The organism is Paenibacillus sp. AR247, assembly GCF_002968895.1.
GTDB classification, from domain to species: Bacteria; Bacillota; Bacilli; order Paenibacillales; family Paenibacillaceae; genus Paenibacillus_AQ; species Paenibacillus_AQ favisporus.
Window position 1 is genome coordinate 326284 of the sequence record NZ_PCZT01000012.1, and the last position, 4857, is coordinate 331140.

At 54.0% G+C, this 4857-nt stretch carries 4 protein-coding genes and 1 pseudogene; 2 read left to right on the forward strand and 3 right to left on the reverse strand.

What is annotated here, in order from left to right; all coding sequences use genetic code 11:
• The coding region (locus tag CPT76_RS37710) for a phosphorylase family protein (protein WP_483870071.1) at window positions 1-187 on the forward strand (187 nt) is incomplete at its 5' end.
• A 177-nt stretch (window positions 188-364) separates the two neighbouring features.
• Here CPT76_RS37710 and CPT76_RS22955 read toward each other — a convergent pair.
• Entirely contained in the window at window positions 365-997 is a 633-nt protein-coding gene (locus CPT76_RS22955; RefSeq protein ID WP_105444569.1) for a GNAT family N-acetyltransferase, read from the reverse strand.
• A 284-nt stretch (window positions 998-1281) separates the two neighbouring features.
• On the opposite strand from CPT76_RS22955, the gene acsA reads away from it, so the two are divergent.
• A complete protein-coding gene (acsA, locus tag CPT76_RS22960) occupies window positions 1282-3006 on the forward strand; it encodes an acetate--CoA ligase (RefSeq protein ID WP_105444570.1) in 1725 nt (574 codons plus the stop codon).
• Window positions 3007-3215: 209 nt separating this feature from the next.
• Here acsA and CPT76_RS22965 read toward each other — a convergent pair whose 3' ends face one another.
• Together CPT76_RS22965 and CPT76_RS40355 are read right to left on the reverse strand one after the other, a co-directional pair.
• The gene (locus CPT76_RS22965; protein ID WP_105444571.1) at window positions 3216-3461 is read right to left on the reverse strand and encodes a fibronectin type III domain-containing protein; all 246 of its coding nucleotides are present in this window, start codon (window positions 3459-3461) and stop codon (window positions 3216-3218) included.
• A 178-nt stretch (window positions 3462-3639) separates the two neighbouring features.
• Window positions 3640-4857 (reverse strand): annotated as a pseudogene (locus CPT76_RS40355) (penicillin-binding transpeptidase domain-containing protein); the annotation flags it as partial.

Below are 4857 nucleotides of genomic sequence, written 5' to 3' on the forward strand. Positions count from 1 at the left end.
AGCCTGCGTCGAAATGGAAGGCTCTGCCGTAGCCCAAGTCTGCTATATGAACGGCGTGCCGTTTGTTGTGATCCGGTCGATGTCCGACAAGGCCGACGGTTCGGCACATGCCAATTTTGCCGAATTTACGGTAGCATCGTCACGCCGCTCCCATGCGATTCTGGATTACATGGTGCAGCGGTTGTAGTCGGCGGCTCGACAAGCATCGAAACGATTGGAATCTAACTAAAAATCCCCAGTCCCTTGAAGAGAGGATGAAGCCGCACGATGATCGGCTCGCTTTGTCCCTCTTCCGGGAGACCGGGGATTTTTTCGGCTTGTCCGGCATATGGCAAAGGCCATCTCCGAAACATTGTGTATATGGTTAATACATAAATCGCTGCTGGAAACGGATCCGGTCAAACTGTTCCTTGGAGGACAGCGGAACGTCCCGGCCGATGCGGACCATAAGGCAGTTGGCCGGATGGGAACAGATCTCCGGATCGTCGGTGGCGTACCATACCATGTCCACGACTTTCATCAGCCGCTCCATCATTTTGCGATAGTCCCATACGCTGAGGCCGCTGGATTTGAGGTCCCAATGCCAATAATACTCGGTCGTAAAGACAATGTAGGGCTCCATTTGGCCGCCTTCAAAAGCGGTTGTAATCATTTTCTGCCCGAGTCCCAGCGAACGGTAGCTGTTGGCCACCTCAATCGCTCCCAGCTCGATCAGGTCGGCCATATGGCCCTGCGACCAGCGTTCCTGCTCGTCCGGGTAATGGAAGGTGACATAGCCGACGATCACGTTTTCATCCCGGGTAATGATGATTCTCCCTTCCGGAAGGCCGGCGATTTCGATCAACGCCTTGTGCTGCTCGGCCGGCCTGCGGAAAGCATCGAGATCCGGATGCATCATAAGCTCCGCGAGCCTTCCCGGCGGTACGGGACCTTCGACAATCAGGCAGCGGTCCTCGCGGGACAGCGGATGGACATGATACAGTTTGAGGTGTTCCATCTGGACGCTCCTTTCTGCTTCTAACCTACTTATAGCAAAAAAACAAATAAATGAAAAGGGAATGGCAGGGGCATACATCCTGTGCTATAATATCTCTGACATAAATTAGTCACATTTTTTTGCTGTTTCCGTAAGTGCTTAACCTGTATGCTATACCCTTTCAGCAATCATTCAAAACTCTCGTAAATCAAGTCATGATGTGTATGGTGTCAATCTATTGGCATGAACTCATACAAGATTGTAAGCGCTGCCCTAGCATGGGAGAACAGAGGGAGGATGAAAGTATGGATCAAATTCACAATGAAATCTTGCCGAGCGTGGTTTCATCATCCAATATGGGCGATTATGAACAGGCTCGTTCCGAGTTTCAATGGGAAGATGTGGAGAAACATTTCACCTGGTATGACACAGGCAAGGTAAATATGGCTTACGAGGCAATTGACCGCCATGTGGCAGAAGGACGCGGATCGAAGACGGCGCTCCTGTACAGCGATGCTTCCCGTGACGAGTCGTATACCTTTGCGGAGATGAAGGAGCAGTCCGACAAATTCGGTAACGTGCTGCGCAAATACGGTATCGGTAAGGGAGACCGGGTATTTATTTTTATGCCGCGGAGTCCGGAGCTTTATTTCTCCCTCATGGGTATTTTGAAAGTGGGAGCCGTCGTTGGACCGCTCTTCGAAGCGTTTATGGAGACGGCCGTCAAGGATCGACTCGAAGACAGCGGGGCCGTCGCCCTGATTACGACGCCGCAGCTGCTTGGGCGCGTCAAGAAGGATGAGCTTCCCGACTTGAAACATATTTTCGTCGTTGGCGACAATGTACAGACGGACGACAGCATTATTGATTATAAGCAGGAAATGAACGAAGCGCCTGCGGACCTGCAGATCGAATGGCTGGACCGCAGCGACGGATTGATTATTCATTATACTTCCGGTTCCACCGGCAAGCCGAAGGGCGTATACCACGTTCAGAATGCGATGATTCAGCATTACTATACGGGGCGGATCGTCCTTGATCTTCGGGAAGACGATACCTATTGGTGTACGGCTGACCCGGGCTGGGTAACAGGAACATCGTACGGTATTTTTGCCCCATGGCTGAACGGGGTAACCAATGTCATCCGCGGCGGACGCTTCAGCCCGCAGGATTGGTACGGCACGATTGATAAATACAAAGTCACGGTGTGGTACAGCGCACCGACCGCTTTCCGGATGCTGATGGGGGCCGGGGCCGATGTGATCTCCCAGTTTGACCTCAGCAGCCTCCGCCACGTTCTGTCCGTTGGCGAGCCGCTGAACCCTGAAGTCGTCCGCTGGGGCGAGAAGGTATACGGGCAGCGCATTCACGATACATGGTGGATGACCGAAACGGGCGGGCAGCTGATCTGTAACTATCCTTCCATGGCCATCAAGCCTGGCTCCATGGGACGCCCGCTTCCAGGGATCGAGGCCGCTATCCTGGACGATAACGGCAAGGAAGTGGCTCCATATACAATGGGCAATCTGGCCATCAAGGCCCCTTGGCCGTCGATGATGAACCAGATTTGGAAAAACCCGGCCAAGTATCAGGAGTATTTCAGAATTCCCGGCTGGTATATTTCCGGGGACTCGGCATACATGGACGAAGAAGGTTATTTCTGGTTCCAAGGCCGGATCGACGATGTCATCAACTCGTCCGGCGAGCGGATCGGACCGTTCGAAGTCGAGAGCAAGCTTGTCGAGCACCCGGCGGTTGCAGAAGCCGGCGTCATCGGCAAGCCGGATGCGACGAGAGGCGAAATCATCAAGGCGTTTATTTCGCTTCGCGAAGGTTACACCGAGTCGCAGGAGCTTAAGGACGAGATCTACCGCTTCGTCAAAGAGGGATTATCGGCCCATGCTGCACCGCGCGAAATTGAGTTCAAGGATAAACTGCCGAAGACGCGTTCCGGTAAAATTATGCGGCGCGTGCTGAAGGCGTGGGAGTTAAACCTTCCGACAGGCGATTTGTCCACAATTGAAGACTAAGCGTCGAATTGAGCGTTATCTTTTGCTAAGAGTAATGGATAACGCCGTAAACAGAATAAAAGAACAGCCGGTTGCCCAGGGTTATACCCTGACAGCCGGCTGTTTTCGTTTTCCCGGTTTCTCTGATGAACAGACACCGATACAATAAAAAAGAGGCAATCCCATACTGGGATTGCCTCTTGTGATGCTGTAACTGCTTGCCAGGTCCATCACTTTTTCTCAAAGTAGGCGCCGGGCGATTTTGGCGATTCGCCTGCACTATTTACCGCAGAAACGAAGAAGTAACCTTTGATTGGGGTCGATGTGGTGTACGATAAGCCAGGCTCCGTGCTGGTGCCTAATTTGACGTACGGACCGTTCGGATTCGTACTGTAATAAACATCGTACTCTGTGACCATTTCCTGGGCTCCTGCGGCGGTCCACTGGAATTGGATTCCGGTCTCTGTAGCAGCCATTTGAAGCCCGCTAGGAGCGGCTGGAGCCGTCTGAGGCGCCTGTTCCGTTCCTGGCGTCTCTCCAGATGCCGCACCGCCGTCCGGATTGTCCTTGCCCGTCGTTTTGTCCTTGTTCCCCGGACGGATCGTCCGTGCCTCCGATAATGTTGGTCAATCCGCCGCCCAGGCCGACGGTCATGCTCGGTGCGGACTCCTTGCCGGCCACGTCGACGGCCGTGACATAGAAGCTGGATCCGCCGCTCGCAGCGCTGGTAAAGGATGACCCTTCTCCGACGAGAAGGCTGGCCTGTCTCCGGTAGGAGCCACCGTTATCCGAGCGGTACAGCCGGTAGCCGACGACATCGGATTGTCCGGTAGGGCTGAAGGAGATGACGGCCTTGCTGCCGTTCCACGAGATCGAAGCGTTCGATGGGGCAGCCGGTGCGGCGCCGTCGTCCACGCGCGGATCGATCTTGGTCGGCATGTCGCTGTTGGCATCCCTCGGGATGTAGTAAGACAGCGCATTGTGGCCGCCCTTCATTTTGGCAAACGCGTTCTCCAGCTCTTTGATCAGCTCGGAAATCGGTTTTTCCCGTTTGACGACGACCTTCTCCTTGAGCATGTCATCCGGCGTACCATCCTGCGGGATATAGTTTACGCCGTTGTAGGTAATGTACTTCTCTTTGGCGATGCCGTCGTCGCTTTCCGTCGGAACGTATTTGCTGTTGAAAATGTCGGTCACGAACCGGTCCGTGAGCGATGTCGGCAATTTGCCGCTGTAGGCGGACACCGTCTTGGTTACGATGCCGTCCGGTTTATCGAACTTCGAAGTCTTGAACAGCTCCGGTTCTCTGTCGATCACCTCGTTCATCACGAGGGTCCAGATCGACTGGGCGCGTTTCTTCGCCGCCTTGGTGGTCAAGGTGTTCTTTTGTTCCTTATAGCCTGCCCAGACCCCGAGCGTCACGTCAGGGGAATAGCCCATGAACCAGACGTCGCCGTAATTCTGGGTCGTACCCGTTTTGCCGACGATCGGCACGGATTTAAAATGCTTGTAATTTTTGCGGACGACATCGCCGGTTCCTTCGGTGATGACGGTCCGCAGCATGTCGGTCATCAGATAGGCCGTCTGCTTGGAGAAAGCCTGCACCGGCTTGTTTTCGTGCTGATACACAATGTTGCCTTTGGAGTCGGTGATTTTCTCGATCATGTAGGCGTCGTTAAACTGGCCGTTGTTCGCAATGGCGCTGTAAGCATTGGTCAGCTCTTCAACCGTCACACCATGAACGAGGCCGCCCAGCACGCCAGTCCTTGCGGTATAGTCATCCGGTTCCAGGGTCGTGATCCCGAGCTTCTTGGCAAAGCTCCAGGCGTTCTGGATTCCGACAACGTTATTGTACAGTTTAAGCGCGACCGT